Origin of the sequence: Streptomyces sp. cf386, from assembly GCF_900103585.1 — a bacterium.
GTDB lineage: Bacteria > Actinomycetota > Actinomycetes > Streptomycetales > Streptomycetaceae > Streptomyces.
Genome location: NZ_FNHV01000045.1, coordinates 1 through 24,586 on the forward strand (window position 1 = coordinate 1; position 24,586 = coordinate 24,586).

Below are 24,586 nucleotides of genomic sequence, written 5' to 3' on the forward strand. Positions count from 1 at the left end.
CAAGCGCTCGGGCGGCGTCCCCGCCCACGGCAACCAGCGCTCCGAGTGGGACGCCGGCTGCCGTTCCGACGCGGCCAACCCCGAACACCGCTGAGACGCTGAGGGAGGCCGGTCTGCTCACCTCCGAGTGGCTGGGGACATGGTGTACTGCCGGGTCGAGCCGTCGGTCTCCGCGGCGCCGCGGGCAACGGCACTGTCCATCAAGTCAAGGCAACCAGGCACCAGCGGTCCAGGGCGGTGGCGGCCGGCGATCACGCGCAAGCGATCAAGCCGGCGGCGAAGATGCCGGCGTAGGCGGTGGAGGCGCGACCGATGTTCTCGTTGCGCTGCGTAACGGCGCCTGACGTTGCGCTGACTGACGCACCGCGCACAGGGCCGACTGGGCAGCACGGTCCGGCCATGGATAGGGTGTAAAGAACGCGTCAAGATGGCGCGGGGTGTGCCGGGAAGTCTGGTCGGTGTCCGTAGGGCCGTGTGCCCTTTGCCGACACCCCGGAGGTTCGCCGCCTTGGCCGCCAACCCGCCCCGTACCCCGTTCCTCGGTCTTCCTTCCTGGCCCGAACGGCAGGCTGTGGCCAGGGCCCTGCGTACCGAGACGATGGGCGGCCTGGTCCTGCTGGTCGCCGCCATAGCGGCGCTCGTGTGGGCGAACACCCCTTTCAGCAACACCTACTTCACCATCCGCGACTTCCACTTCGGGATACCCACGCTGGGGTTGGACCTGTCGGTCGGCCACTGGACCTCTGACGGGCTGCTGACGGTGTTCTTCCTGGTCGCCGGGATCGAACTGAAGCGGGAGCTGGTGGTCGGCTCACTACGCACCCCGGCCACGGCTGTGCTGCCGGTCATCGCCGCATTGTGCGGCATGGTGATACCCGCCGCCTTGTACGCGGTCACTGTCACGGCCGGGGCGGGCAGCATGGACGGCTGGGCAGTGCCCATGGCCACCGACATCGCTTTCGCCCTGGCCGTCCTGGCTGTCATCTCCACCCATCTCCCGACCGCCCTGCGAGCCTTCCTGCTGACCCTCGCGGTCGTCGACGACCTCGGCGCGATCCTGGTCATCGCCGTCTTCTTCACCTCCGACCTCAACTACTGGGCCCTGGCCGGAGCGTTCGCGGGACTGGGTGTCTTCTACGTCCTGCAGCGCCTGCGCGTGCGGGGCTGGTGGTGGTACGTGCCCCTGGGTGTGACGGTCTGGGCGCTGATGTACAACGGCGGTGTCCATGCCACTGTCGCAGGGGTCGCCATGGGACTGATTCTGCGCACCACCCGCGACGGGGGCGAACAGAAATCCCCCGGGGAACGCACCGGGCATCTGCTGCACCCCGTCTCCGCCGGAATCTGTGTTCCACTGTTCGCGCTGTTCGCCGCCGGGGTCAGCGTCTCCCCAGACGCGCTGGGCACGGCACTCACCACGCCCGAACCCCTCGGAGTCATCGTCGGTCTGGTTGTGGGCAAGATCCTCGGCATCTTCGCCGGTACCTACCTCGCCGCACGCTTCACCCGCGCCCAACTCAACCCGGACCTGGCCTGGGCCGACATCTTCGGCCTGGCGACACTGGCCGGAATCGGCTTCACCGTCGCCCTGCTCATCGGCGAACTCGCCTTCCCGGGCACCGCCGTCGGCGAGCACATCAAGGTCGCCGTCCTGATCGCGTCGCTCACCGCCGCCGTGCTCGCCACCCTGTTGCTGCGCCGCAGGAACAGCGTCTACCGCCGTCTGTACGAGGAGGAAAACCTCGACGAGGACGCCGACGGCATCCCCGACATCTACCAGCGCACCGAAGGCAGCAGCACATGACCCCGCCACTGCCACCCGCCCGTCTGCTCATCGCAGCAGCTTGGCTGCTTGCTTGTGCCCTGGCCACCGCGGCCGCCATCCACTTCATGCCGGTGTGGGCCAAGATCCTGTGCCTGATCGCTGCCGCCACGGCTCTGCGCGTCGCCGCGAAGGCCGTCTGGTCGGTAGCGCGCCCTGCCTCTCAGCGAGCCTCGCAGCGGCCGCTCGTCGTCCACCTGCGCGGAGAGATCACTGCGACTACCGCGGGCAAGACGACGCAACGGCTGACGGACGCCCTTGCTACCCGGCCAAGAGTCCTGGACATCGACATGTCCAGGGTCGAACTCCTCACCAACGACGGCGCGACGGTGTTCTTTGCAGCGGCTCGCATTGCTCACAAGCAGGGCACCGAGATCACCGTCCGCAACGCCAACCCTCAAGCGCGCGCCACTCTGCATGTCCTCGGCCTCGACCGACTCCAGCAGTACCACGACGAATAGATGCCGTTCCCTTCGGTTCCGGTACCGGCCACCTGCCGGTGTCCGGCACCGGAACCATCCGTGGTGCTCCCCGCAACCGAGGATGCATTACCGGAGCCGACCTGCGCATTGCCGGTTCCCGGCAGAGTTCATTAGGGTCTGCATGCCGGTGGCGTCAAGAAAGCGTCAAGGCTGCATCCGGCATGGAGGAGGGCGGGGTGGGCGAGTCGGACACGGCGACGCAGTTTTTGGACGGCTACGCCGAGATCCTCGCCGCTGTCGCCGCCACCGGGCGTCGTCTGACCCGGGACGAACTCCACGCGCGCCGCGTCCTTGGCGAGCAGGCGGCGGAGCACGGGCACAGCCTGCGCAGTCTCGTACTCAGCCACCTGGGCGCCACCCGCTCCGCCTGGCCCGGCACTGCGGGTTCGGCCGACAGCGTCCTGGCCGCCGTGGAACAAGCCATCGACGCCTTCGCCGAAGGGTATGAGCGGGCCCAGCGCCTCGCCGTGCGCGAAGAGGAGGCCGCGCGGCGGGAGTTCATCGACGACCTCCTCTACGGCCGCAGCGACCTGGGCCGGCTGGCCGAACGCGCCGAACGCTTCGGCCTCGTACTGTCCCGGGCCCACGCCGTCGCCGTGGCCGAGGGGCATGCGGCATACGACGACACCGCACCGGTAACCCGCCAGGTAGAGGCTTCGGTGATAGCTCGCTTCGGTGACCGGCGCGTCCTGCTCGCCACCAAGAACGGGCAGCTGGTCTGCATCGCGCCCGGCGACGAGGACGACGTCCTCGCCTACTTCGCCAAGCAGGCGCACGCCGCGACGGATGGCGGCCGGGTGGCCATCGGCCGCCCCAAGCCCGGGGCCGGCGGCGTGGTCCACTCCTACGAGGAGGCGCTCGGCACCCTCGAACTCGCCGACCGCCTCGGCCTGGACGAGCCCGTGGTGCGCGCCGCCGACCTGCTGGTCTACCCGGTCCTCGCCCGCGACCGGCAGGCCATGGCCGACCTTGTGCTCAGCGCACTCGGTCCGTTGAAGACCGCCCGCGGCGGGGCCGAGCCCCTGCTGCACACCCTCCAGATGTACTTCGAGGCAGGCTGCACCGCTGCAGAGACGGCCCGCCGTCTGGCGCTCAGCGTGCGCGCCCTGACGTACCGGCTGGAGCGCATTCACCAGCTGACCGGTGTCAACCCCGCCGACCCGATGCACCGCTACACCCTCCAGACCGCGGTCATCGGGGCACGGCTGCTGGACTGGCCCGCGCGGGAGATCTGAGCACGCAAAGGTCCGCTCACCGTGCGCGCGGTGAGCGGACCCGTGCTGTTCGCCGGCACCTCAGCTGGTGATCTCGACCTTCCCATTGAGCTGTTCCTGCTGCTCCCCGGTCGCCGAGGCACGCCGCGTGACGCCCTTGAGCAGTTCGGCGAGGTCGACGCCCGTGGTGGAGCTGAGGAGTTCCAGGCCCTGGGCGACGTTGTCCGCGACCGCGCGCGGGAGGCGGCCGGCGCCGTCGGTGGAGATGACGGTCATCTTGTCCACCGCGCTCAGCGGCTCGGACGCCTTGGCCACAACCTGCGGCAGCACCTCGACGAGCATCTGCAGGATCGCCGCGTCGCCGTACTGCCCGAACGCGTCGGCCTTCTTCCGCATCGCCTCGGCCTCGGCCGCGCCCTTCGCACCGATCGCCGCCGCCTCGGCCTCACCCTCCAGCCGTACGGCCTCCGCGATCGCGGCACGCCGGGACCGCTCGGCCTCACCCTGCTTCAGGCCCTCGACGGCCTCCGCCTCGGCGAGTGCGCTACGGCGCTGCTTCTCACCCTCACCGGTCAGCCGGGCCCGCTCGGCCTCCGCCTGCGCGGCCGCGATGCCCGCCGACTTCTCCGCCTCGGCCTGCTTGACCCGCGCCACGCGCTTGGCCTCGGCCTCCTGCTCGGCGGCGTAGCGCTGGGCGTCGGCGGGCTTGCGGACCTGGGTGTCGAGCTGGCGGTCGGTCAGCGCGGCCTGCCGCTCGGCGACCTTCTCCTGCTCGGCGAGGATGTCCTGCTGCCGGGCAGCCTCAGCCAGCGGACCGGCCGCCGCAGCGCGAGCGGCGGCCTCGTCGGTCTCGGCCTTGATCTCGGCCTGCTTGAGGTAGAAAGTCCGCTGCGCGACCGCGATCTCCTCCTCGGCCTTCAGCCGCGCCTGCTCGGCCGCCCGCCGGGCCACGGCCTCGGCGATGTCGGCCTCCTGCTTGGCGCGTGCGGCCTCCGGCCGACCGAGGTCCTCCAGGTAGGAGCCCTCGGTGGTGATGTCCTGGATCTGGAAGGCGTCCAGGACCAGACCCTGCCCGGACAGGCTCGCCTCCGCCTCCTCCGCCACCTGCCCCGCGAACGCCGCCCGGTCGCGGATGACGTCCTCCACCGACATCCGGCCGACGATCGCCCGCAGCGCACCCGACAGCACCTCCTGGGTGAACCCGACGATGCCGTCCTGCTGCATCAGGAAACGCTGCGCGGCGGCGCGGATCGAGTCCTCCGTGCCGCCCACCTTGACGATCGCGACGCCGTCCAGGTTCGCCTTCACGCCGCGCAGGGTGACCGCGCCGCGTACGGCCACCGGGATGTGCCGGGAGGACAGGTCGAGGGTGAACTTCTGCTGCACGAACGGCACGACGAAGACACCGCCACCGACCACGACCTTCTGGCCGCTATTGTCGGTGAAGACCCGCCCGGTCTCCGGATCCGTGGCCTTCTTGCCGCGTCGGCCGGTGACGATGAATGCCTCGCTCGGTCCGGCCACCTTGTAGCGAGTGATGACGACGAGTGCCAGCAGCACGAGGAGTACGACGACTCCCATCACTGCGACGACGACAGGACTCATGGCAATGCCCCCGAATCAAACGTGAGGAAAAGAAGGAAAAGACAGATGAGGTGAGGCGGCTCAGCGATCCACCGGGCGGACCACGACCGATGTGGCGGTCGGCGCCGACTCCACCCACACCTGGGCGCCCCGCGCCACCGGCTCGGCACAGCGGGCCGCGAACTTCACGGGCTGACCCGCGAGTTGGAGCAGTACCTCACCGAAGCCGTCAGCGGGGATGGCAGTCACCACGTTTCCTGCGGTGCCCACGAGGTCGTCGCCGCCCGGCGTGACGGCCGTCTGGTCGCGCATGAGGACACGGCCGAAGCGGTACGTCAGCCATGCCGTCCCCAGTCCGGCAAGCACGCCGGCACCGGTGGCCGCCGCGGGACCCATGCCTGTGGTGCCCAGGGCGATGGCCCCGCCGAAGCCGCTCATCGCCACGAAGCCGGCAACGACCGGCAGCGACAGCAGTCCGTCGAGGGCTCCGTCCAGGACCCCGTCCAGGGCTCCCTCCAGGACCCCGTCGAAGACCAGCGACAAGGCGAGCAGCACGACCCCCGTGATGCCGAGTCCGAGGAACCAGGCCATGCGTACCGTCCCCCTCTCGCCCCGTCGCCGGTCTCCGGCTTGGCAGGATCCTCACATGGAGCGGCGGAGGGGTTCATTGCCGCATTCCGGCAATCTTTACGCGTCTTTGATGCCGTACGCCGACGCCCTCACCCCTGACGAGGTAGGGATGCCGTTGTGGCGCCAGGACCATCGTCATCCCGGGACTCACAGTCGGAGTCGAACCGCGCATCGTCCCCCTGGCCACCGCGTACGTCCTGATCCTCGTCGTCGGACCGCTCACCGCGCGCTGCACCGAGCCGTTGGCCCGCTGACTCACCTGCGGGTCCACCGCCCCGACACAGGTCGCCCTGGTGGACGCGGAGCGAGTAGAACACGACACACCCGGCCAGTTCCTCGACGGGGTACGCCGAGATCCTGGCGGATGCCGCCTCCACCGGCCGCCGCCTTACTCGCGACGAACTCGACTCGCGCCGCGAACTGGGCGCGCAGGCTGCTGCATCGGGCCACGGATGGCGCGTGCTGGTGGGCGAACACCTCGCCACCGCCCGCGCCGCCTGGCCACGCACAGCAAGCCCCGACGACGTCCTGTCCGTCATCGCACAGGCCATGGACGCCTTCGCCGACGGATACGAACGCGCCCAGTGTCTCGTCATACGGCAGGAGGACGCGGCCAGACGCGAGTTCATCGTCGATCTGCTCCACGGCCGAGGCGACCCTGGTCATCTCGCCGCTCGTGCCGAACGGTTCGGGCTGCGTCTGTCCCGTGTCCACGCCGTGGCCGTCGGCGAGGGCCCCGCCAAGTACGACGAGACCGACCCCGTCCCCCGCAGGGTCGAGGACGCCCTGTTCGGCCGCTTCGAGAACCGCCGGATACTGTTCACCACCAAGGACGGCCGGATGGTCTGCATCGCCCCCGGCGACCAGGACGACGTCCTCACCCACTTCGCCAAGCAGGCCCACGCCGCCACCGACGGCGGGCAGGGCGACGCGAGGCCGTGACCGGTCCTCCGTTCCGGTCACGGCCACGAGGGCGTGGAGTTCGGTCATCGGCGGGGGTCAGCAGCAGCCGCCCGCGACGGCCGGTTCCTTGACGGTGGCGTCGGCCGGGGTGGCGCAGCAGGTGCTGTTCTGCTGCTTGGTCAGGTTGTCTGCGTCGGCCTTGACGACGTAGACCTCCCAGGCTTCCTGGCCGGGGCCGTGCACCCAGACCTTGTCCTGGAGGGCGTAGCAGCAGGTGGTGTCGTTCTCCTCGGCCGTGGCCAGGCCCGCCTCGCCGAGACGGGTGGTGGCCGCGTGGACGGCGTCGGTCGTCTCGACCTCGACGCCGAGGTGGTCCAGGCGGGTCGCCTCGTCCGCGGTGCCCTCGATCAGGACGAGCTTGAGCGGGGGCTCCGTGATGGCGAAGTTGGCGTAGCCGTCGCGGAGTTTGGCGGGCTCGGTGCCGAACAGCTTGCTGGAGAAGGCGACCGAGGCGTCGAGATCCGGGACACGGAGGGCGAGTTGTACGCGGGACATGGCGAACCTCCTTGGTGAGGATGCGGCTTCAGCAGCCGCCAGCTGTCGTGGCCGGGGCGCCGATGCCGATCTGCAGGGTGGCCGGGGCCGCGCAGCAGCCTCCGTCGCTCTCGTTGCTCTGGGCGGCCTCGGGGTCGTCGTACAGGCCCGCGCCGCCGCACACGCCGGTCTCCGGCAGAGTCAGCTCGACGCGCTCGGCGGCTTCCTGGTCGCCGGCGAGGGCGGCGGTGATGGAGCGGACCTGCTCGTAGCCGGTCATGGCCAGGAACGTGGGCGCGCGGCCGTAGGACTTCATGCCGACCAGGTAGACGCCCTGTTCGGGGTGGGAGAGCTCGTTGACACCGTGTGGGTAGACGGTGCCGCAGGAGTGCACGTTGGGGTCGATGAGCGGGGCGAGGGCGGTCGGGGCCTGGAGGCGTTCGTCAAGGCCGAGGCGGACCTCGGAGAGGAAGGACAGGTCGGGGCGGAAGCCGGTCAGCACGATGACCTGGTCGACCGGGTCCAGGCGGCGGCCGTCCTCGGCGACGAGGACGAGCTGGTCGCCCTCGCGGTCCACAGCCTGGGTGCGGAAGCCGGTGACCGCGCTGGCGTGGCCGGCCTCGACGGCTTCCTTGGCGCGCAGGCCGAGGGCGCCGCGGGCGGGGAGCTGGTCGGCCTCGCCGCCGCCGAATGTGTTCGCGCCGATGCCCCGGCGCAGGATCCACACCGCGTGGGTGCCCGGCTCGTCCTTGGCCAGGTCGGCGAGGTAGGCGAGCGCGGTGAAGGCGGAGGCGCCGGAGCCGATGACGGCGGTGCGCTTGTCCGCGTACCGGGCCCGGACGGCCGGGTCCTTCAGGTCGGGGACGCGGTAGGAGATGCGGTCGGCCGCCGTCTTCTCGCCCAGGGCGGGCAGGCCGTCGGTGCCCATCGGGCTGGGGGTACTCCAGGTGCCGGAGGCGTCGATGACGGCACGGGCGGTGAGGCGCTCCTCACGGCCGTCGGCCGTCTCGACGTGCACGGTGAAGGGCTGCTCGTCGCGGTCGGCGTCGACGATCCGGTCCCGTCCCGCGCGGGCCACACCGGTCACGGTGACGCCGTAGCGGACCTTGTCGCCGAGGACGTCGGCGAGCGGCTGGAGGTAGTGCTCCGCCCAGTCGCCGCCGGTCGGGTAGGCGGCGCCGTCGGAGCGGACCCAGCCGGTGGGGGCGAGGAGCTTCTCGGCGGCGGGGTCCGTGACCTCGGCCCACGGGGAGAACAGACGGACGTGCGCCCAGTCGCGTACGGCGGTGCCGGCGGAGGTGCCGGCTTCCAGGACCAGCGGTTCGAGGCCGCGCTCGACCAGGTGGGCGGCGGCGGCCAGGCCGATGGGGCCGGCTCCGATGACCACGACGGGCAGCGGGTCGGTGGTGGGCACGCTGTTGGTGGACACAGCCACGGTGTTCCCCTTTGTTTCGACAGCTGTCGATGTCTTGCGAGACCCAGGATGGCACCTGTATCGACAAGCGTCAACATAGGCATTCACCGAATCAGCGGATCGATAGGGGAGCAGATCGATGCGGCGGCGATCGACGACGGGGGACCGGGGCGCCGTCCGCGTCGCGCGAAGCCTGGCGGCGCACCCTGCTCGCGACCGAGTCGTTCGCCCCTGGCCTGACTGGTTCGACGTATGTCAACATAGATGCATGTCGAATACCAAGGTGCTGCCGCTGCTGGAACCCGAGGCGTCCGAGGCGGTGGCGCCGTGCTGCCCGCCGCTGACCGAGCGCCCGTTTACCGCGGAGGAGGCCGAGACGGCCGCGCGCATGTTCAAGGCGCTGGGTGACCCGGTACGGCTGCGGCTGTTCTCCGCGGTCGCCTCGCACGAGGGCGGCGAGGCGTGCGTGTGCGACATCTCCGACGTCGGGGTCTCCCAGCCGACGGTCTCCCATCACCTGAAGAAGCTCAAGGAGGCCGGACTGCTCACCTCTGAGCGGCGCGGCACCTGGGTCTACTACCGGGTCGAGCCGTCCGTGCTGGCGGCCATGGGGAAGCTACTCACCATGGCGCCGGCCGCAGCCTGACCACCCGTGCGCTTCGGGTCGGGCAGGCCGGACGGGGCGGGTCCACCTGACCTTGCCTTGGCGCTCCGTTCAGTTGGCGATCTGCGTCACGCGCCACAGGCGGCGCGGCAGCTCACCTTCTTCGAACGTGAACACTTCGGTCAGGTCCCACCCTGCGGCGAGTGCGTCGACCAGGCGCCGGGGGAAGAAGTGGACGGCGAAGCCGCCGTGTTCGTAGATGTCGTCGCCGTGTGCGACGCCGGCCCCGTAGTGGGCGTCGCCGGTGTGCCGCACGGTGTAGACGAACACCCCGCCGGGTCGTAGTACCCGTCGGACCTCGTCGACCAGAGCATGGATCTCGTTGGTGGACAGTGCCATGCACAGCAGCATGTGTGCGAAGACCGCGTCGACGGAGGCGTCGGGTAGCGGCAGTGGGGTGCGGACGTCGTGCACCGTGGTGCTGATCCGCTCGGCGAGTTGCTCGGCGCGGGCGGCTTCGACGAGCTGGCGCAGGCCGACCGGGCTGAAGTCGGTGGCATGGACGCGGAAGCCCTCGCGGGCGAAGTGCAGGGCGTCACGGCCGTGTCCGGCGCCCAGCTCCAGCACGACCTCGGCCCCGGCCGTGCGGAAGGCGGTGGCGGCGTATGCCGCGGGGCTGGAGGGCGCCGCACCGTACATCCCGGGGTGAGCGGCGTAGGTCTGCTGCCAGTGCTCCTGCTGGGTGGCGGCGAGATCGCCGTGGTGCTGGTGCATCGGGTCTCCGGGCGCCGGTGCGTCTCCCGCCCGCGGGCGGTCTGTCCCGGCTGATCCTTTCACGGGGAGGTGTCTGCGCTGCAGGACGGAGGCGGTATGGGTAGCAGTGGCCAAGTGCCAGGGGGCTGGCAGGCGACTTTCCGTCGGCGGTGGCCATGCAGGGTTCAGCAGCAGTCGCAGCCCGCACGGCAGCCGCAACCGTCCGCCTCGGCGACGGAGGGCGCTGTTGCTGAAGTGGGCGCGGCGCAGCATCCCTTGCCCTGCCAGGCGTCACGGCCCTCCTTGACGGCGATAACGGCGATGACCAGGGCCGCGACGGGGTCGGCCCAGGGCCATCCGAGGGTGGCGTTGAGGACCAGGCCCGCCAGGAGGACGGCGGACAGGTACGTGCACAGCAGCGTCTGCCGTGAGTCCGCGACGGCGGACAGCGAGCCGAGCTCCCGTCCGGCGCGGCGCTGGGCGGCAGACAAGAACGGCATGACCAGCAGGGAGAGCGCGGCGAGCACGATGCCGGGGATCGAGCGGTCGGCCTCACCGGTACCGGCCAGGGTGCGTACGGCATCAGCGGTGACATAGGCGGCGAGCGCGAAGAACGAGACCGCGATGATCCGCAGCGTGGTCTTCTCCCGGGCCTCCCGCACGGCATGGTCGGCCGCGGAGAACTGCCAGGCCACGGCCGCCGCCGAGGAGACCTCGATGACGGAGTCGAGACCGAAGCCGATCAGTGCCGTGGAGGACGCCAGTGTGCCCGCGGTGATCGCCACGATCGCTTCGACCACGTTGTACGTGATCGTCGCCGTGGCCAGGAGGCGTATGCGGCGGGTGAGTTGGTCGCGCCGGACCGGCGCGGGCCCCAGGGGGAGCGCGGTCATCAGCAGCACTCCTTCTCGTCGGCCTCGGTGCAGGTGCGGTCCGTCTCGACCGCGACGACGGCGGTGCGCAGGTCGTCCAGGGCGTGCGCCAGGCGCGGGTCGGCGAGTTCGTAGCGGGTACGCCGCCCGACGGGAACCCCGATGACCAGACCGCAGTCGCGCAGGCACGCCAGGTGGTTGGAGAGCCGGGTGCGCGAGATGTCCAGCCGCTCGGCCAGGTCGGACGGATGCGCCGGAGCCTCACGTAGGGCCAGCAGCAGACGGCAGCGGATCGGATCGGCGAGGGCACGGCCGAAGCGCGCGAGTACCTCGACCTCGGAAGCAACAGTCAGCACCCTTCGACCGTACAAGAAATCCTGAATTCAGGAAACTGTGTACTTACTCGCCTGGGTGGCGGTGTCCCTCACGCGCAGGGCCCAGAGTGAGTTGCCGGCGGTGGAAGTCGAAGTGCTGGGTCGGATACCGGTAGAGATCCGCGACGGTCATGACGTCCCGGAAGAACGGATCCCAGCGGGTCGGATAGTGCATGGCGAGCGCGAAGTCGGCCTCCTGCTCGGCATCGAGACGGCCGTGCAGCCAGGCGATCACGCGGTCGAACGCCGTCCCCATCCGGCGCGTGCCCAGAACCTTGGCGCCGCCGACCGGGCCCAGGTAGTTGACGACGTCGAACGGTTTCGTCCCGGCGTTCAGGATCCGGGCGAAAGCCCGGCCGGCACCGGGCGGCAGGCGCCCGAACACCCGCAGCAGCGTCAGCAGCGGCCGGATCAGGATGTAGCCGAACAGCATGTGGAACAGCAGTTGCCCGTTGGTCCACCGGGTGCCCTCTGTACCCCGACGCAGGTCGGCGTCGGTGGCGCCGCCGAGGAGTCGGTTGAAGGTCGCGCGGGCCTGCTCCAACTCGTCGTGGATCACCTGGCGATCCACCGCAGACTCCGCCATGACGCCCTCCGCTCTCAGTGCAGCCGAAGATGCTGCGCTCGGCCCCTGGTGCCCAGCATGTGACGCCTCACAGCCCTCGTCGAGCGTCGGCACGCACCGCCCGGGCGGCCGGCTACGTCGTTCCGGCCGCCAGCAGCGCGCTGATCTCCCGGGCCGCGTCACGGGCGGGGCGGCCGACGCCGATGAGGGTGGCGGAGGCGGGGCCGGTCCAGTCGCCGTAGCCGAGCAGATGCAGGCGTGGCTCGTCCACCGCACGGGTGCCGGTGGTGGCGATGTGACCACGTCGGCCGCGGAGTTGGAGCGGGGCGAGGTGGGAGAGGGCGGGGCGGAAGCCGGTGCACCAGATGATCGTGTCGGCTTGGGCACGGGTGCAGTCGGCCCATTCGACGCCGCCGGGGACAAGGCGGGTGAACATCGGGCTCGCCGTGAGCAGGCCCCGGTCGCGGGCCTCCCGGACCGGCGGGACGGCGACGATGTCGCCGAGGGAGGCGACGCCGCCGGTGTCGGTGCGTCCAGCGTCGAGGGCGCGGCGGCGGGCGGTGGCCGCGTCGAAGAGGGCGCGGCCGTCGATGTCGTCGGCCAGATAGCGGGGCGGGCGCTGGGTGACCCAGGTCAGCTGGGTGTCGTAGGCGAGGTCGGCGGCGATCTGGGCGCCGGAGTTGCCGCCTCCCACCACGATCACCCGGCGGCCGCCGAAGTCCTGCGGGCTGCGGTACTCGACGGTGTGCAGCTGACGGCCGCCGAAGCCCCCGAGGCCGGGGACGGCGGGCAGGAAGGGGCGCCACCACGTGCCGGTCGCACTGATCACGGCGCGAGCGCGCCAGGGGCCTGAGTCGGTCTCCACTCGCAGGAGTTCACCGTCCCGGTGTACCCCCTGCACGCGCACCGGTCGGTGGACGGGTAGTTCGTATCGCTTCTCGTAGTCGCGCAGGTACGACACGACGTGGGAAGCATCCGGGTACCCCTCACCAGCCTGCGGCGGCATGAGCCGTCCGGGCAGTGAGGAGTAGGCGGCGGGTGAGAACAGGTGCAGGGAGTCCCAGGTGTACTGCCAGGCCCCACCCGCGGTGGTCTGGGCGTCGAGGACGACGAAGTCCAGGCCCAGGCGGCGCAGGTGGTATCCGGCGGCGAGCCCGGACTGGCCGCCGCCGATCACCACCACCTGGGACGTGCGCGTCACTCGGCGGTGTCCCGCCCGGGCGTGAAGATGAGGGCCACCAGCGCCAGCCCGACCACGCCACCGATCAGCTGCATGCCGATGAACCCTGCGAGGGAGCCGGGGGCGATGCCCGCGAACGTGTCACTGAAGGTGCGGCCTATGGTCACCGCCGGGTTCGCGAAGGAGGTAGAGGAGGTGAACCAGTACGCGGCGCCGATGTAGGAGGCGACGGCCACGGGGGCGAAGCGCAGCTGGTCGGTGCGGGCCAGGCCGAAGATCAGCAGGATCAGACCGGCGGTCGCGACGACCTCGCCCAGCAGCAGGTGCCCGGCGGACCGGTCGTGCGTGGACCACTCCACGAGCGGCTTGGCGAACATCGCGTCCGCCAGGACCGCGCCCGCGATCGCACCCACGATCTGCGCCGGCACGTACACGGCCGCCTCGCGGATCGTCACCCCCGCCCCACCGCGCCGGCCCGTCCACCATTCGGCCAGAGTGACCACCGGGTTGAAGTGCGCGCCGGAGACCGGGCCGAGCAGGAGGATCAGGACGCCGAGGCCGAAGACCGTGGCCAGGGAGTTGGCCAGCAGCTGCACGCCGACGTCCTTGGTCAGCTCGGTGGCCTGGATGCCGGAGCCGATGACGACCGCGACGAGGGCTGCGGTGCCGACGAGTTCGGCGGCGGCCCGGGCGGCCAGCGGCCTGCGTGGCGGGGTGGCGCCCGGGGCGGGCTGCGGCTCGGCGGCAGGTATGGCCGACTCGGCGGCTGACTCGTGCGTGGCGGTCAACAGGACTCCTTGGTGCAGTCGCCGGACGGCGAGGGATCAGGGGCAGGACCGCTTGTTGCCGGCGGCGGTGCGGGCGGACTCGGCCAGGTCGGCGAACTGGCCGGCGAGTGCTGCGATGACGTCCGCACGGAGCTTGTAGTAGGTGAACCGCCCGCACGGCTCCGTCTCCACGATCCCGGCCTCGCGCAGCACTCTCAGGTGGTTGGAGAGGTTGGTCTGCTTGGCACCGGTCTCCTCCACGAGGTGGGTGGTGCACAGCGTCTCTTGGGCGAGGAGGGTCACGATCTGGAGCCTGAGCGGGTCGGCCAGAACCCGGATCAGATCAGTGTCGACTGACGTCATCATGCACTGATACTGTCACATCAGTGGTGGCTGACACCACTGGGTGCTGATGCGTGTGTGCCCTCTTCTGTCGCCGTGCAGGCGCGAGATCAAGAGAGACCTCTGATGTCCGACAAGCCCTCCGTGCTCTTCGTCTGTGTCCACAACGCCGGCCGCTCCCAGATGGCCGCCGCGTGGCTGACCCACCTGGCCGGGGACCGCGTCGAGGTCCGCTCCGCCGGCTCCAACCCGGGCGCGGGCGTCAACCCGGCCGCCGTCGAGGCCATGGCAGAGGTCGGCATCGACATCTCCGCCGAGGTTCCGAAGATGCTCACCGTGGACGCGGTGAAGGAGTCGGACGTCTGCATCACCATGGGCTGTGGCGACACCTGCCCGGTCTTCCCCGGCAAGCGGTACTTGGACTGGCAGCTGGAGGACCCGGCGGGCCAGGGCGTCGAAACGGTCCGTCCGATCCGTGACGAGATCAAGGTGCTGGTCGAGGGCCTGATCAAGGAGATCGCGCCGGAGTCCCAGGCATGAGCACGGGCACGAGTGCGGACGTCCGCAACGTTATCGTCATCGGTTCCGGCCCCGCCGGATACACCGCAGCCCTCTACACCGCCCGCGCGTCCCTGAAGCCGCTGGTCTTCGAGGGCGCGGTCACGGCCGGCGGCGCGCTGGTGCAGACGACCGAGGTGGAGAACTTCCCCGGCTTCCGCGACGGCATCATGGGCCCGGAGCTGATGGAGAACATGCGGGCCCAGGCCGAGCGCTTCGGCGCCGAGCTCGTCCCCGACGACATCGGCGCCGTCGACCTCACCGGTGCGGTGAAGACCGTGACGGACAGCGCGGGTACGGTCCACCGGGCCAAGGCCGTGATCGTGGCGACCGGCTCGCAGCACCGCAAGCTCAATCTTCCGGGCGAGGACGCGCTGTCGGGCCGCGGGGTGTCGTACTGCGCGACCTGCGACGGCTTCTTCTTCCGCGAGCACGACATCGTGGTCGTCGGCGGCGGCGACACCGCGATGGAGGAAGCCACCTTCCTCTCTCGCTTCGCCCGCTCCGTGACCATCGTCCACCGCCGCGACACCCTGCGCGCCTCCAAGACCATGCAGGACCGCGCCTTCGCCGACCCGAAGATCTCCTTCGCCTTCAACCGCGAGGTCGCCGAGATCCACGAGGACGGCGGCAAGCTCGCCGGGCTCACCCTGCGCGACACCGTCACCGGCGAGACCTCCCACCTAGCGGCCACCGGGCTGTTCGTCGCCATCGGCCACGACCCGCGCACCGACCTGGTCACCGGCCAGCTGGACCTGGACGACGAGGGCTACCTCAAGGTCGCCTCGCCCTCCACCCGCACGAACATCACCGGCGTCTTCGGCGCTGGTGATGTCGTCGACCACACCTACCGGCAGGCGATCACCGCCGCGGGCTCCGGTTGTGCAGCGGCCTTGGACGCCGAGCGGTACCTCGCCGCGCTCAGCGACGCCGACACCGCGGGCGAACCAGCTGTGGCCACCGTCTGACCAACCTTCCGGAGCAGCATCGTGGCCCTCAAAGACGTCACCGAGGACTCCTTCGAACAGGACGTCCTGAACAACGACAAGCCGGTCCTGGTCGACTTCTGGGCCGCCTGGTGCGGCCCCTGCCGGCAGATCGCCCCCTCACTGGAGGCGATCGCCGCCGAGCATGGCGACAAGATCGAGATCGTCAAGCTCAACATCGACGAGAACCCGGCCATCGCCGCCCTCCCCCACTCTCGGCTTCGCTCGAGCGGGGGGACCCCCATCGGCGTGATGTCCATCCCGACGATGAACCTCCACCAGGGCGGCGAGGTCGTGCAGACCATCGTCGGCGCCAAGCCGAAGGCCGCCCTGGAACGCGACCTCGCCGACCACCTCGCCTGACACGCGACGCCGGCGGGGCGCCCGCAGCGCCCCGCCGAGCCCCCTTTCTCGGACTTCCGACGGAGGTACCTGGTGGCCAGCAGACGCATCGTCGCCGTCGGCGGCAGCGACGCCGGCATCAGCGCGGCCCTGCGCGCCCGCGAGCTGGATCCGGACAGCGAGGTCACCGTCGTGGTGGCCGACGCCTACCCGAACTTCTCCATCTGCGGCATCCCGTACTACGTTTCCGGCGAAGTCGGCCACTGGAACGACCGCGCGCACCGCACCCTGGCCGACCTGAAGGCCACCGGCATGCAGGTGCGCACCGACACCCTTGCCACCGGCATCGACGTGACCGGCAAGCGGCTTTCGGTGCGCGACGCCGACGGCGGCACTGAGCAACTGCCGTACGACGCACTGATCGTCGGCACTGGCGCGGTCAGTGCCCGCCCGCCCATCGAAGGGCTGACCGGGCCCGACGCACTCGGACCGACGGACGGTGTCCAGCTGCTGCACAGCATGGGCGACACCTTCCAGATCATGCGGACCCTCGCCGCCCGCCGCCCCAAGTCGGCCATCGTGATCGGCGCGGGCTACATCGGCCTGGAGATGGCCGAGGCCCTCACCACCCGCGGTCTGACCGTCACCCAGATCGAAGCCCTCCCCGAAGTCCTGCCCACCGTCGATGCGGAACTCGGCGCCCTGGTTCACGCCGAACTCGACCACCACGGCGTCGAAGTCCTCACCGGCACCCAGGTCACCGCGATCACCCGCGACCCCTCCGGCAATCTGCTCCAGGTCCGGGCCACCGGCCTCGCCGGAAAGACCTTCACCCGAGGCGCGGACCTCGTTCTGGTCGTAGTCGGCGTGCGCCCCGAAACCGCCCTCGCCGCCACCGCGGGAGCGAAGCTCGGCGTCATGGGCGCGATCGAGGTGGACGAGTACATGCGCACCTCGCTGCCCGGCGTGTACGCGGCCGGGGACTGCGCCGTCACCCACCACCGCCTGCTCGGCAAGACCTGGCTGCCGCTGGGCACGACCGCTCACAAGCAGGGCCGGATTGCCGGGGAGAACGCCCTTGGCGGCCACCGCTGGTTCTCCGGCAGTCTCGGCACCCAGGTGGTCAAGGTCTTCGACCTCGTCGCCGCCCGCACCGGCCTGCGCGACCTACCGCTGTGCGCCTCCCCGCGCCGGATCCCGGCGACCATGCAGTGTTCGGGGGAGCCGCGGGTGAAGGGCCGCGCACACCTCATCGTGAACTGCCGCTTTGTGTAAGTGACTTCGCATACAAGGCATGCAGCGGCGACGCAGGTCATATGCAATGCGTCTCGCCATTTGAGACGCTTGAGGGTCGAGCTGTTCAAAGTGGCCCGCGAGTGCCCCTGAAGTGGCCGCTTCACCTCGACTTAGGGCACACAGAGGGCACGGAGACCCCAAAATGGTCTAGACAACAAACAAACCCCAGGCCATTGACCTGGGGTTTCATCATGGAGCGGGTGACGAGAATCGAACTCGCGCTCTCAGCTTGGGAAGCGACGGCGCTCAAGCGATCGTATGCCTGCCGGCCTGGGTGGATGTCGTCCTGCCGGTGCGGTCGTGCGGCCTGGTCGCACCGCTGTTGACCGTGGTTGTCCGCTCTTACGGGCACGCTGTGGGCACGGGCAGCACCAGCAGCCGGGCCATGCGTGCAGCGCGGGAGGCGTCAACTCCGACGTCACGGTAAGCGGCAGCCTCCACGCGTGGTGCAAGTCCTCCTGACCGAGTCGCCCTTGCCATGCCCTCGGGCTTGGGTTGCTGTCCCAGCGTGCCGCCGAACCAGATACCCACTACTGGTTGCGTCTCGCAGCGGCAGTGGCAGCGGCAGCGGAATCGGGTCGCCGGGAGCACCTGCCGGCGGGGGAGCGGCGGCATGTGCCTTGGCGGGAGCGAGCAGAGCGACGAGGGAAGTGGACAGGACGGCGGTGTGATGCCAAGAGCAACAGTGCGACACGTCATTGGCATGGCCTTGAAACACTGCTGACGGACGCTCGTGGTGCACCTCCGGTCTCAACCGCAACTCACCCCCCACTGGGCCGGGTTTGACCGAATGACGCGCCACGGCCCTCCCCGGCCGTCGGCCGCGGGCGAGGAGGATTGAATGGCTGCAGAGGCATCTCGCCGTGCCTTCCTGAGATCGGTCGGGATCACGGGCGGCGCCGGAATGCTGTACTCGGCGATGGGGGCCCTGGGTCTCGCACCGGTCCCGGACGCGAGGGCCGAGGAGTACCGTGCGCCCCAGAGCGGCGACTTCGCACTCACCGGACGGAGCGGCAAGAAGGTCGTCATACTCGGCGCCGGCATAGCGGGCCTGGCGACGGCGTACGAACTGGGCAAAGCAGGCTACGACTGCCGGATTCTGGAGGCGAAGGACCGTCCGGGCGGCCGCAACTGGACGGTCCGCGACGGCACCACACTGACCGACCTGGACGGGCGCACCCAGACAGGTTCGTTCTCCAAGGGCCAGTACATGAACGCGGGCCCGGCCCGGCTGCCGCAGTCCCACGTCACGCTCGAGTACTGCCACGAACTCGGCGTTCCCCTCCAGGTGTTCACCAACCAGAACGCCAACGCGTACATCTACCACGAGAACAGCGCCGCCCTCGCGGGCAAGGCGATCCGCTGGCGCACGGCGAAGGCCGATGTCTACGGCTATGTCTCGGAGCTGCTCGCCAAGGCCACCGACCAGGGTGCCCTGGACACGGAGCTCACCGCCGCCGACAAGGAGCGGCTCATCGCCTTCCTGCGAAACTTCGGCGCCATCAAGGGCAAGGCCGAAGGATTCGCCTACACCGGCAGCGACCGGCGCGGTTACTCGGTCGAGCCGGGTGCGGCCTTCGAGGAGGGCACGGTGCTCGGCGCGGTGCCTTCGCTGTCGGACGTCGTCGCGAGCGGCGTCGGGCAGCGATTCTCCTTCGAGTTCGGCTACGACCAGGCCATGCTGATGTTCCAGCCGGTGGGCGGGATGGACGCGATCCCGTACGCGCTGGCGAAGGCCGTCGGCCGGCACCGGATCACCTACGGCGCCAGGGCGACGGAGGTCAAGGACCTCCAGGACGGCGCCGAGGTCACCTACAAGGACGCCGAGGGCCGCACCCGCACCCAGCGGGCCGACTTCGTCGTGGCGGCTATCCCGCCCATGGTCATGGCCCGGGTCAAGCACAACCTGGGCGCCGGCATCACCGCGGCGCTGAAGTACCCCGTCGCGACTCCCGTCGGCAAGATCGGGCTCGAGTACCGGAGCCGCTGGTGGGAGACCGACGAGCACATCTACGGCGGCATCACGCCGACCGACATGGACCTGTCCACCATCTGGTACCCCTCGTACGGCTACCAGGGCCGCCGTGGCACGCTCATCGGCTACTACAACTTCGGCGCCAACGCCGTCGCCTACAGCGACCTGCCGCACGCCCAGCGGGTGGAGCGCGCGGTGAGCCAGGGCGTGAAGATCCACGGAGACAAGTACCGCACCGAGCTCGACCACTCCTTCAGCGTGGCCTGGCACCGCACGCCCCATATCGAGGGCGGCTGGGTGGGCTGGCCGTCGCAGAGCGGCCCGGAGTACGCGCTGCTGAACAAGCCCGCAGGGCACGTCTACTTCGCCGGCGACTGGCTCAGCCACGTCATCGCCTGGCAGCACGGCGCGTTCACCTCGGCCCGCAAGGTCGTCACCGACATCCACGAGAGGGTGATGGCTGGATGAAGCGGCCTTCGAAGGTCCTCACCGCCACGGTCCTGACCGGCGCGTTTCTCGCGGGTGGTACCGCGCTGGCCGACGCCCGGGGCTGGTGGCCCAGCCCGAAGGAAGTGCGGGTCATGCTGCCCGAAGGCCAGTCCAACCCCGCCATCGCGGGCGGCGTGGCGACCGGCGGGGAAGTGGCCGTCTACCAGAGCAGTGGGCTCGGGCCGTCCCCGCTCAACCCCAGCGCTCCGGCGGGCACGCCCGAGCGCTACACCGACCCCTCCCTCACCGAGGGGGCCGAGGGTGTCACGGTCACCGAGGCGCAGGCGCTCGTCGTGCTGCGCAACATCAAGGCCAACCTCGAGGCTGCGGGTGTGACACCGGCCGATGTCATCACGATGAAGTGCTACCTGATGAAGCCGCCGGGCGCCACCGTCGCCGACTACGCGGGCTGGAACCGCGCGTACCGGCAGTACTTCGCGAACGTCGACCTCGAGTCGCTGGAGGTCGTGCCGGTGCCCATGGGTACCTCGGCCCCCAAGCCGCCGCTGCTCGCCAGCAAGTCCCGCCCGGCGCGGGCGACGATGGAGGTCGCCTCACTGGCGGTGCCGGGGTGGCTGGTCGAGGTCGAGGTGACGGCGGTCTACCGGAAGCGCTGATCAGCCCGGTTCAGGCAGGCAACCGCAGTGCGAGGCGGGGCCCGTGAAACCGGGCTCCGCCCCGTCAGGCTCTCGGCGCCGTGGTGCCGTGAGGGGGAGGCGATCATCCGGGCCGCGACCTTCGGTGACAGATAGGCCGCCCCGTCTGCCACGGCTCGCACGCCGGCGATCAGTTCCTCGGGTTCGCCGGACTTGATGAGGAAGCCGGCTGCTCCGCGGTCACATGGTGGGTGGCTCGGCCAAGGGGGCGTCGTGCAGCGCGACCCGTGTCTCGCTCACCCGCCGCCCGAGCAGTTCGGTGAGGGAGGACGCCGGCGAGGGGTCGTGCGGCCCGATGATGTTCACCGTCGTGGCACTGCCCCACGTCGACCAGCTCAGTTGAGGCCAGGTCTGGGTATACCCAGTCTGTGATTCCGACCAGTTCATCGGTTTCCTGCAGATGCCGATCATCCCTCGGTTCGCCCAACAACAAACCCCAGGTTGTCGACCTGGGGTTTCATTGTGGAGCGGGTCACGAGAATCGAACTCGCGCTCTCAGCTTGGGAAGCGACGGCGCTTGACTGGACCATCTACCTCTGACCTGCGGAGATGCGCTGTGTCGACATGGTTGTTCCGGTCGTATCACACCCCTGTTGACCGTGGTTGACCGCTCTCAAGGGCACGCCAACGGCACGCCAAGGGCACGGAGCAGTAGGGCGTCGAGGCAGGGGTCTACGGCGCGATTTCCCTCTGCCTTGGCGGGGCCGCAGGCCGCTGTGGCTGCGGCCCCGCTCGGGCGTTGGGGTCAGGACGGGTCGCCGTACTGGAGGCCGCGTCCGTTGGTGCCGACGTAGACGCGGCCGTAGGTGTCGGGGTCGCCGGTGATGACGCCGGTGCCGCCGATGGCGCCCCACTGGTGGGCCTTGTCGTTGACGCGGAGCCAGGTGGCGCCCTTGTCGGTGGAGCGGAAGACTCCGGTGACGTCCTTGACGGTGCCGATCAGGTACAGGGCCTGGTAGTTGGTGCCCGGCTTGGCCTTGCCGAAGCCGAGGGCGGAGGCGGACTGCACCGTCTTGAGCGTGGTGAAGGTGCGGCCGCCGTCGGTGGAGTGCAGCAGCCCCTTGCCGTAGCCGGAGATCCACAGGTCCCCGGCGATGCCCGGAACGGCCGTGAGCCGGCCGGAGGGCAGGTTGCCGGCCCGGGCGGTGAAGGTCGCGCCGCCGTCGGTGCTGGCGTAGAGCGTGCCGCCGGACAGGGAGTAGAAGGTTCTGGCCGAGGAGCGGTCGGCGACGACCACGGCGTCGGTGCCCAGGCCGTTGACCCTCGACCAGCTCGACCCGTTGTCGGTCGAGCGGTACGGGGCCTGGCCGGCCTGGGTCCAGACGATGGTGGAGCCGTCCGCCGCGAGCGCGACACGGCCGTCCTGGGCACTGGCCACCGGCTCCGACTTGAAGCCGTTCCAGCTGGTGCCGCCGTCGGTGGAGTAGGCGCCGTCCTGCTCGCCGCCACGGCCGACGCGGACCATCAGCGCGGGCTTGGACTGGGCGAAGTCGATATCGGTGCTGTTGGTCATCATCGGGTTCTTCAGCCGCCCGGAGGGCACCTTGGTCAGGGAGTCGTGCCGGAAGCCGCCCTGGTCGCCCATGGAGGTGATGACGGTGGCGCCGCCGGGAGGGGCGATCGCGTCCATCAGTGCGGTCTCCTCCAGCCCTCGGGCGCCCATGCTCCAGTGGCTGGTGCCGCCGCTGTCGGAGGCATGGGCGTCCTTGCTGCGCAGGATGCCGTTGCCGGTGCCGTACAGCACGTGCCCGGAGTTGAAGGGATCGATGGCCAGGGCGGTCATCCAGTGCCCGGTGTGGGTACCGACGTAAGGAGCGGCGGAGGCGTTGCGCACCGACTTGTCGGCCAGTGCCTTCCAGGTCGTACCGCCGTCGGTGCTCCGGTAGATCTCGTCCTCGGGCCACCAGCGGCCGAGGGTGGTGACCATCACCGTGGACGGCTTGCGCGTGTCGACGGCCAGACCGGAGAACCCGTAACTGCCCTGGGACGGGGAGACGTTCTTCCACGCCCCGCTGCCCGGCGTGTACTTCCACACCGAACCCGCCGTCACGCCGTTGGGTCCGAGGTTGTCGGTGTACGTCAGGTACAGCGAGCCGTCACCGGAGAGCACGCCGTGCTGCGGCAGCTGGCCGGTGGGCTGCCCGGCAACGGCCTGCCAGGTGCCGCCGCCGTCGGTGGAGCGGTACAGGGAGGTGGACCTGTCGCCGACACCGACGTAGATGGTCTTGCTGCCGGCCTTGCCGTACGTCACGAAGGCGATGCCCCCGCCGCTGCTCGCCCCGTCCTTGACGGGGAACGAGGAGACCTGCTTCCAGGTCGCGCCGTGGTCGGTGCTGCGCCACAGGCCGTTCTTGCGGGTGCCCAGCAGCAGGTTGGCGTTGTTCGCGGGGTCGACCACCAGCCGCTCGCCCGCCCCGCGGCCGTCCTCGTTGCCGCCCAGCTTGAAGGGCAGGTCGGTGCGCTTGAAGGTGCGGCCCTTGTCGGTGGAGCGCAGGATCGCGCCGTTGCCCGCCCAGTCGTTGGTGTAGGTGCCCGCCGCGAGGTAGAGCCGCTTGGGGTCGACGGGGTCGGTGGCCACCGAATCGATGCCCAGCAGGTTCCAGTCCTTCTCACCGATCCAGTCGGTCAGCGGGATCCACTGCTCGGCCCCGGTGTCCCAGCGGTAGGCGCCACCCATGTCGGTACGCGCGTACAGCAGGCCCTTCTCGCGCTGGTTGAACACCAGGCCGGTGACGTAACCGCCGCCCACCACCTGGGCGTTCTTCCACCTGTACGGTCCGGACGCGGCCGTGGTCTGCGCCCCGCCGGTCCCGGCCGCCGGGGTCTCGGCCATCTTCACCAGCTTCCACTGCTGGTTGGCGCTGCCGTGGCCGGGATACTGGATGACGGCCGCGCCCTGGGCCGTGGAGCCTCCGGAGACGTCCAGGACCTGGCCGCTCTTGCGGGAGGTGAAGGTGACGGCGCCCGAACCGCTCACCTCGTCGATCCGCCACTCCTGGGAGGCGGAGGCACTGTCGGTCTGCTGCTCAGCGGCGGCCCCCTGGGCGGTCGAGTTGCCCGCTATGCCCAGCACCTTGCCGCTGTTGCGGTTCACCAGCTCGTAGTAGCCGTCCCCGGTGGGCTTCAGCTTCCACTGCTGGTTGGCGGTGTTCTGGTCGGTCCACTGCTGGATCCGGGTGCCGTCGGCGGTGGAGAAGCCGTTGACGTCCAGCACCTTGCCGCTGCGCATGGAAACCAGCCGGTAGTAGGCATCGCCGTCGACCGTCGCGGCCTGCGAGTCCTCCTGCGCGAACAGGAAGTACGGCACGACGAGGGCGGGCACGCCGAGCAGCAGACCGGTGGCGGTCCAGCGACGGCGGTGACGCCCGCGGCGCCCGCCGTTCGTGGGGTTGTCCATGGGGGTGAGGTTCTCCTTGCATGCTGTCACCGGAGGAAAGCTGGATCACGGCCGCCGGAACTGGCCGGATCCGCTCCCTTGTCGTCACAGACTCCTCGCAGGGTTGCCTTGAGCCGGGACCTTTTTCGGGTCACCTCGTGGTGAGGTGCACGTTGATCAGCGTCCACGATGGCGTTGGTGCCTGGTCGGAGTGTTGCTGGTGGGTGCGGGGAAGCGGCAGCAGGCGTTGTTCGGTTGTATCGCGGGCGGATTCCCTCGCCAGGCCGGCCGACGGTCGCGTGGCGTGAGGACCGCGTCCGGTTCTGGTTCTGGTTCCGGTTCTGGCAGGCGATCGCGCGGGGGCTGAGTTCGAAGGACGCGGCGGCTGGGATCGAGATCTCGCCGGCCGTGGGGACTCGCTGGTTTCGCCATGGGCCACAGATTCCGCCGTGGAAGGGCCGGAACAAACCTCACCGGCAGGATCCGCCGCTGGTCGACGGCATGGAGTCCGGAGCAGATCACGAACCGGCTGAAGGCCGATTTCCCCGATGCGGCCAACCGCCCTACTTGATGAGGGCGTTGGCCACCACGACCGTCAGCCCGAGCAGCGAGTCCACGGTGCCGATCTTCAAGGCGGAACTCCACGTGCGACCGGCAGCGCGGGCCGCGAGCAGGCCCCAGGCGAACAGCAGCACCACGTTCACGGCGAAGGCCACGTACTCGATGCCCGCCGAGGGCCACCACCCCCAGCCCGCGCCGAGCAGCAGGACCACCGTCGGCACCGTCGCCACCACCAACGGCCACTCGGACAGCAACAGCCGCACCACGGCGCGCACACCGTGATGGGTCCGGTCGCCGCGCAGGGCGA

General features: G+C 70.2%; 24 protein-coding genes and 5 pseudogenes. 14 read left to right on the forward strand and 15 right to left on the reverse strand.

Annotation, left to right across the window (positions count from 1 at the left end; all coding sequences use genetic code 11):
• The 4 genes and pseudogenes from BLU79_RS49715 to BLU79_RS46985 form a co-directional block, all read left to right on the forward strand.
• Nucleotides 1-94 (forward strand): annotated as a pseudogene (locus tag BLU79_RS49715) (flavodoxin family protein); the annotation flags it as partial.
• 414 nt (nucleotides 95-508) lie between these two features.
• The gene (gene nhaA / locus BLU79_RS46975) at nucleotides 509-1,804 is read left to right on the forward strand and encodes a Na+/H+ antiporter NhaA (protein WP_256333771.1); all 1,296 of its coding nucleotides are present in this window, start codon (nucleotides 509-511) and stop codon (nucleotides 1,802-1,804) included.
• Nucleotides 1,801-2,283: an STAS domain-containing protein gene (locus BLU79_RS46980; protein WP_093912194.1), complete on the forward strand. Its 483-nt coding sequence runs from the start codon at nucleotides 1,801-1,803 to the stop codon at nucleotides 2,281-2,283. The genes nhaA and BLU79_RS46980 overlap by 4 nt, the downstream gene beginning before the upstream one ends.
• A gap of 182 nt (nucleotides 2,284-2,465) precedes the next feature.
• Nucleotides 2,466-3,539, forward strand: coding sequence for a PucR family transcriptional regulator (locus BLU79_RS46985; protein ID WP_093912195.1), 1,074 nt, complete (start codon nucleotides 2,466-2,468; stop codon nucleotides 3,537-3,539).
• 60 nt (nucleotides 3,540-3,599) lie between these two features.
• Here BLU79_RS46985 and BLU79_RS46990 read toward each other — a convergent pair whose 3' ends face one another.
• Nucleotides 3,600-5,123 (reverse strand): SPFH domain-containing protein, encoded by a 1,524-nt coding sequence (locus BLU79_RS46990; protein WP_093912196.1) that lies wholly within the window; start codon nucleotides 5,121-5,123, stop codon nucleotides 3,600-3,602.
• Nucleotides 5,124-5,183: 60 nt separating this feature from the next.
• Entirely contained in the window at nucleotides 5,184-5,693 is a 510-nt protein-coding gene (locus BLU79_RS46995; protein ID WP_093912197.1) for a hypothetical protein, read from the reverse strand.
• 158 nt (nucleotides 5,694-5,851) lie between these two features.
• Here BLU79_RS46995 and BLU79_RS49720 point away from each other — a divergent pair.
• Together BLU79_RS49720 and BLU79_RS47000 are read left to right on the forward strand one after the other, a co-directional pair.
• Nucleotides 5,852-5,983: pseudogene (locus tag BLU79_RS49720) on the forward strand (cation:proton antiporter); the annotation flags it as partial.
• 208 nt (nucleotides 5,984-6,191) lie between these two features.
• Complete coding sequence (locus BLU79_RS47000) at nucleotides 6,192-6,674, forward strand: CdaR family protein (RefSeq protein WP_371132095.1); 483 nt, start codon at nucleotides 6,192-6,194, stop codon at nucleotides 6,672-6,674.
• A gap of 57 nt (nucleotides 6,675-6,731) precedes the next feature.
• Here BLU79_RS47000 and BLU79_RS47005 read toward each other — a convergent pair whose 3' ends face one another.
• Nucleotides 6,732-7,190 carry an ArsI/CadI family heavy metal resistance metalloenzyme gene (locus tag BLU79_RS47005; RefSeq protein WP_093912198.1) on the reverse strand — a complete coding sequence of 153 codons (459 nt, stop codon included), beginning with the start codon at nucleotides 7,188-7,190 and terminating at the stop codon, nucleotides 6,732-6,734.
• 28 nt (nucleotides 7,191-7,218) lie between these two features.
• The gene (locus tag BLU79_RS47010) at nucleotides 7,219-8,598 is read right to left on the reverse strand and encodes an FAD-dependent oxidoreductase (RefSeq protein ID WP_371132096.1); all 1,380 of its coding nucleotides are present in this window, start codon (nucleotides 8,596-8,598) and stop codon (nucleotides 7,219-7,221) included.
• Between the two features lie 253 nt (nucleotides 8,599-8,851).
• On the opposite strand from BLU79_RS47010, the gene BLU79_RS47015 reads away from it, so the two are divergent.
• Complete coding sequence (locus BLU79_RS47015) at nucleotides 8,852-9,229, forward strand: ArsR/SmtB family transcription factor (RefSeq protein WP_093912199.1); 378 nt, start codon at nucleotides 8,852-8,854, stop codon at nucleotides 9,227-9,229.
• A 69-nt stretch (nucleotides 9,230-9,298) separates the two neighbouring features.
• Here the strand turns inward: BLU79_RS47015 and BLU79_RS47020 are convergent, their stop codons facing one another.
• From BLU79_RS47020 to BLU79_RS47050, 7 genes are all read right to left on the reverse strand, one after another.
• The gene (locus tag BLU79_RS47020; RefSeq protein WP_093912200.1) at nucleotides 9,299-9,961 is read right to left on the reverse strand and encodes a class I SAM-dependent methyltransferase; all 663 of its coding nucleotides are present in this window, start codon (nucleotides 9,959-9,961) and stop codon (nucleotides 9,299-9,301) included.
• 164 nt (nucleotides 9,962-10,125) lie between these two features.
• Nucleotides 10,126-10,833: a cation efflux transmembrane domain-containing protein gene (locus tag BLU79_RS47025; protein ID WP_093912201.1), complete on the reverse strand. Its 708-nt coding sequence runs from the start codon at nucleotides 10,831-10,833 to the stop codon at nucleotides 10,126-10,128.
• The gene (locus BLU79_RS47030; RefSeq protein WP_093912202.1) at nucleotides 10,833-11,168 is read right to left on the reverse strand and encodes an ArsR/SmtB family transcription factor; all 336 of its coding nucleotides are present in this window, start codon (nucleotides 11,166-11,168) and stop codon (nucleotides 10,833-10,835) included. The genes BLU79_RS47025 and BLU79_RS47030 overlap by 1 nt, the downstream gene beginning before the upstream one ends.
• Nucleotides 11,169-11,211: 43 nt before the next feature.
• Complete coding sequence (locus BLU79_RS47035) at nucleotides 11,212-11,772, reverse strand: DinB family protein (RefSeq protein ID WP_093912203.1); 561 nt, start codon at nucleotides 11,770-11,772, stop codon at nucleotides 11,212-11,214.
• Nucleotides 11,773-11,884: 112 nt separating this feature from the next.
• Nucleotides 11,885-12,952, reverse strand: coding sequence for an ArsO family NAD(P)H-dependent flavin-containing monooxygenase (locus tag BLU79_RS47040; RefSeq protein ID WP_093912204.1), 1,068 nt, complete (start codon nucleotides 12,950-12,952; stop codon nucleotides 11,885-11,887).
• Entirely contained in the window at nucleotides 12,949-13,719 is a 771-nt protein-coding gene (locus BLU79_RS47045; RefSeq protein ID WP_093912205.1) for an aquaporin, read from the reverse strand. The genes BLU79_RS47040 and BLU79_RS47045 overlap by 4 nt, the downstream gene beginning before the upstream one ends.
• A 36-nt stretch (nucleotides 13,720-13,755) precedes the next feature.
• Nucleotides 13,756-14,064, reverse strand: a complete 309-nt coding sequence (locus BLU79_RS47050) for an ArsR/SmtB family transcription factor (RefSeq protein WP_093912206.1) — start codon at nucleotides 14,062-14,064, stop codon at nucleotides 13,756-13,758.
• Between the two features lie 102 nt (nucleotides 14,065-14,166).
• Here BLU79_RS47050 and BLU79_RS47055 point away from each other — a divergent pair, with 102 nt between their 5' ends.
• From BLU79_RS47055 to BLU79_RS47080, 6 genes are all read left to right on the forward strand, one after another.
• Nucleotides 14,167-14,580: an arsenate reductase ArsC gene (locus BLU79_RS47055; protein WP_093912207.1), complete on the forward strand. Its 414-nt coding sequence runs from the start codon at nucleotides 14,167-14,169 to the stop codon at nucleotides 14,578-14,580.
• Entirely contained in the window at nucleotides 14,577-15,566 is a 990-nt protein-coding gene (trxB, locus tag BLU79_RS47060) for a thioredoxin-disulfide reductase (protein ID WP_093912208.1), read from the forward strand. Before BLU79_RS47055 ends, trxB begins: the two co-directional genes overlap by 4 nt.
• 21 nt (nucleotides 15,567-15,587) lie before the next feature.
• Nucleotides 15,588-15,947, forward strand: a complete 360-nt coding sequence (trxA, locus tag BLU79_RS47065; protein ID WP_093912209.1) for a thioredoxin — start codon at nucleotides 15,588-15,590, stop codon at nucleotides 15,945-15,947.
• Nucleotides 15,948-16,019: 72 nt separating this feature from the next.
• A complete protein-coding gene (locus tag BLU79_RS47070; protein ID WP_256333773.1) occupies nucleotides 16,020-17,201 on the forward strand; it encodes an NAD(P)/FAD-dependent oxidoreductase in 1,182 nt (393 codons plus the stop codon).
• An 862-nt stretch (nucleotides 17,202-18,063) separates the two neighbouring features.
• The gene (locus BLU79_RS47075; protein WP_093912210.1) at nucleotides 18,064-19,665 is read left to right on the forward strand and encodes a flavin monoamine oxidase family protein; all 1,602 of its coding nucleotides are present in this window, start codon (nucleotides 18,064-18,066) and stop codon (nucleotides 19,663-19,665) included.
• Complete coding sequence (locus tag BLU79_RS47080; RefSeq protein WP_093912211.1) at nucleotides 19,662-20,303, forward strand: Rid family hydrolase; 642 nt, start codon at nucleotides 19,662-19,664, stop codon at nucleotides 20,301-20,303. The genes BLU79_RS47075 and BLU79_RS47080 overlap by 4 nt, the downstream gene beginning before the upstream one ends.
• A gap of 11 nt (nucleotides 20,304-20,314) precedes the next feature.
• Here the strand turns inward: BLU79_RS47080 and BLU79_RS50235 are convergent.
• From BLU79_RS50235 to BLU79_RS47090, 3 genes and pseudogenes are all read right to left on the reverse strand, one after another.
• Nucleotides 20,315-20,518: pseudogene (locus BLU79_RS50235) on the reverse strand (DNA-binding response regulator); the annotation flags it as partial.
• Nucleotides 20,519-20,522: 4 nt separating this feature from the next.
• Nucleotides 20,523-20,648 carry a hypothetical protein gene (locus BLU79_RS49730; RefSeq protein WP_256333774.1) on the reverse strand — a complete coding sequence of 42 codons (126 nt, stop codon included), beginning with the start codon at nucleotides 20,646-20,648 and terminating at the stop codon, nucleotides 20,523-20,525.
• Between the two features lie 439 nt (nucleotides 20,649-21,087).
• On the reverse strand, nucleotides 21,088-23,739 hold the full coding sequence (locus BLU79_RS47090; RefSeq protein WP_093912212.1) for an RICIN domain-containing protein: 2,652 nt from the start codon (nucleotides 23,737-23,739) through the stop codon (nucleotides 21,088-21,090).
• A gap of 168 nt (nucleotides 23,740-23,907) precedes the next feature.
• Here BLU79_RS47090 and BLU79_RS47095 point away from each other — a divergent pair.
• A pseudogene (locus tag BLU79_RS47095) lies at nucleotides 23,908-24,268 on the forward strand (hypothetical protein); the annotation flags it as partial.
• Between the two features lie 13 nt (nucleotides 24,269-24,281).
• On the opposite strand, the pseudogene BLU79_RS47100 reads toward BLU79_RS47095, so the two are convergent.
• Nucleotides 24,282-24,586: pseudogene (locus BLU79_RS47100) on the reverse strand (hypothetical protein); the annotation flags it as partial.

Excerpts from the sequence above, each read along its gene's own strand:
- BLU79_RS46980 (WP_093912194.1), top strand. The coding sequence starts at position 1,801 with ATGACCCCGCCACTGCCACCCGCCCGTCTGCTCATCGCAGCAGCTTGG.
- BLU79_RS46985 (WP_093912195.1), top strand. The coding sequence starts at position 2,466 with ATGGAGGAGGGCGGGGTGGGCGAGTCGGACACGGCGACGCAGTTTTTG.
- BLU79_RS46990 (WP_093912196.1), bottom strand. The coding sequence starts at position 5,123 with ATGAGTCCTGTCGTCGTCGCAGTGATGGGAGTCGTCGTACTCCTCGTG.
- BLU79_RS46995 (WP_093912197.1), bottom strand. The coding sequence starts at position 5,693 with ATGGCCTGGTTCCTCGGACTCGGCATCACGGGGGTCGTGCTGCTCGCC.
- BLU79_RS47005 (WP_093912198.1), bottom strand. The coding sequence starts at position 7,190 with ATGTCCCGCGTACAACTCGCCCTCCGTGTCCCGGATCTCGACGCCTCG.
- BLU79_RS47015 (WP_093912199.1), top strand. The coding sequence starts at position 8,852 with ATGTCGAATACCAAGGTGCTGCCGCTGCTGGAACCCGAGGCGTCCGAG.
- BLU79_RS47020 (WP_093912200.1), bottom strand. The coding sequence starts at position 9,961 with ATGCACCAGCACCACGGCGATCTCGCCGCCACCCAGCAGGAGCACTGG.
- BLU79_RS47025 (WP_093912201.1), bottom strand. The coding sequence starts at position 10,833 with ATGACCGCGCTCCCCCTGGGGCCCGCGCCGGTCCGGCGCGACCAACTC.
- BLU79_RS47035 (WP_093912203.1), bottom strand. The coding sequence starts at position 11,772 with ATGGCGGAGTCTGCGGTGGATCGCCAGGTGATCCACGACGAGTTGGAG.
- BLU79_RS47050 (WP_093912206.1), bottom strand. The coding sequence starts at position 14,064 with ATGATGACGTCAGTCGACACTGATCTGATCCGGGTTCTGGCCGACCCG.
- BLU79_RS47055 (WP_093912207.1), top strand. The coding sequence starts at position 14,167 with ATGTCCGACAAGCCCTCCGTGCTCTTCGTCTGTGTCCACAACGCCGGC.
- trxB (WP_093912208.1), top strand. The coding sequence starts at position 14,577 with ATGAGCACGGGCACGAGTGCGGACGTCCGCAACGTTATCGTCATCGGT.
- BLU79_RS47075 (WP_093912210.1), top strand. The coding sequence starts at position 18,064 with ATGGCTGCAGAGGCATCTCGCCGTGCCTTCCTGAGATCGGTCGGGATC.
- BLU79_RS47080 (WP_093912211.1), top strand. The coding sequence starts at position 19,662 with ATGAAGCGGCCTTCGAAGGTCCTCACCGCCACGGTCCTGACCGGCGCG.
- BLU79_RS47090 (WP_093912212.1), bottom strand. The coding sequence starts at position 23,739 with ATGGACAACCCCACGAACGGCGGGCGCCGCGGGCGTCACCGCCGTCGC.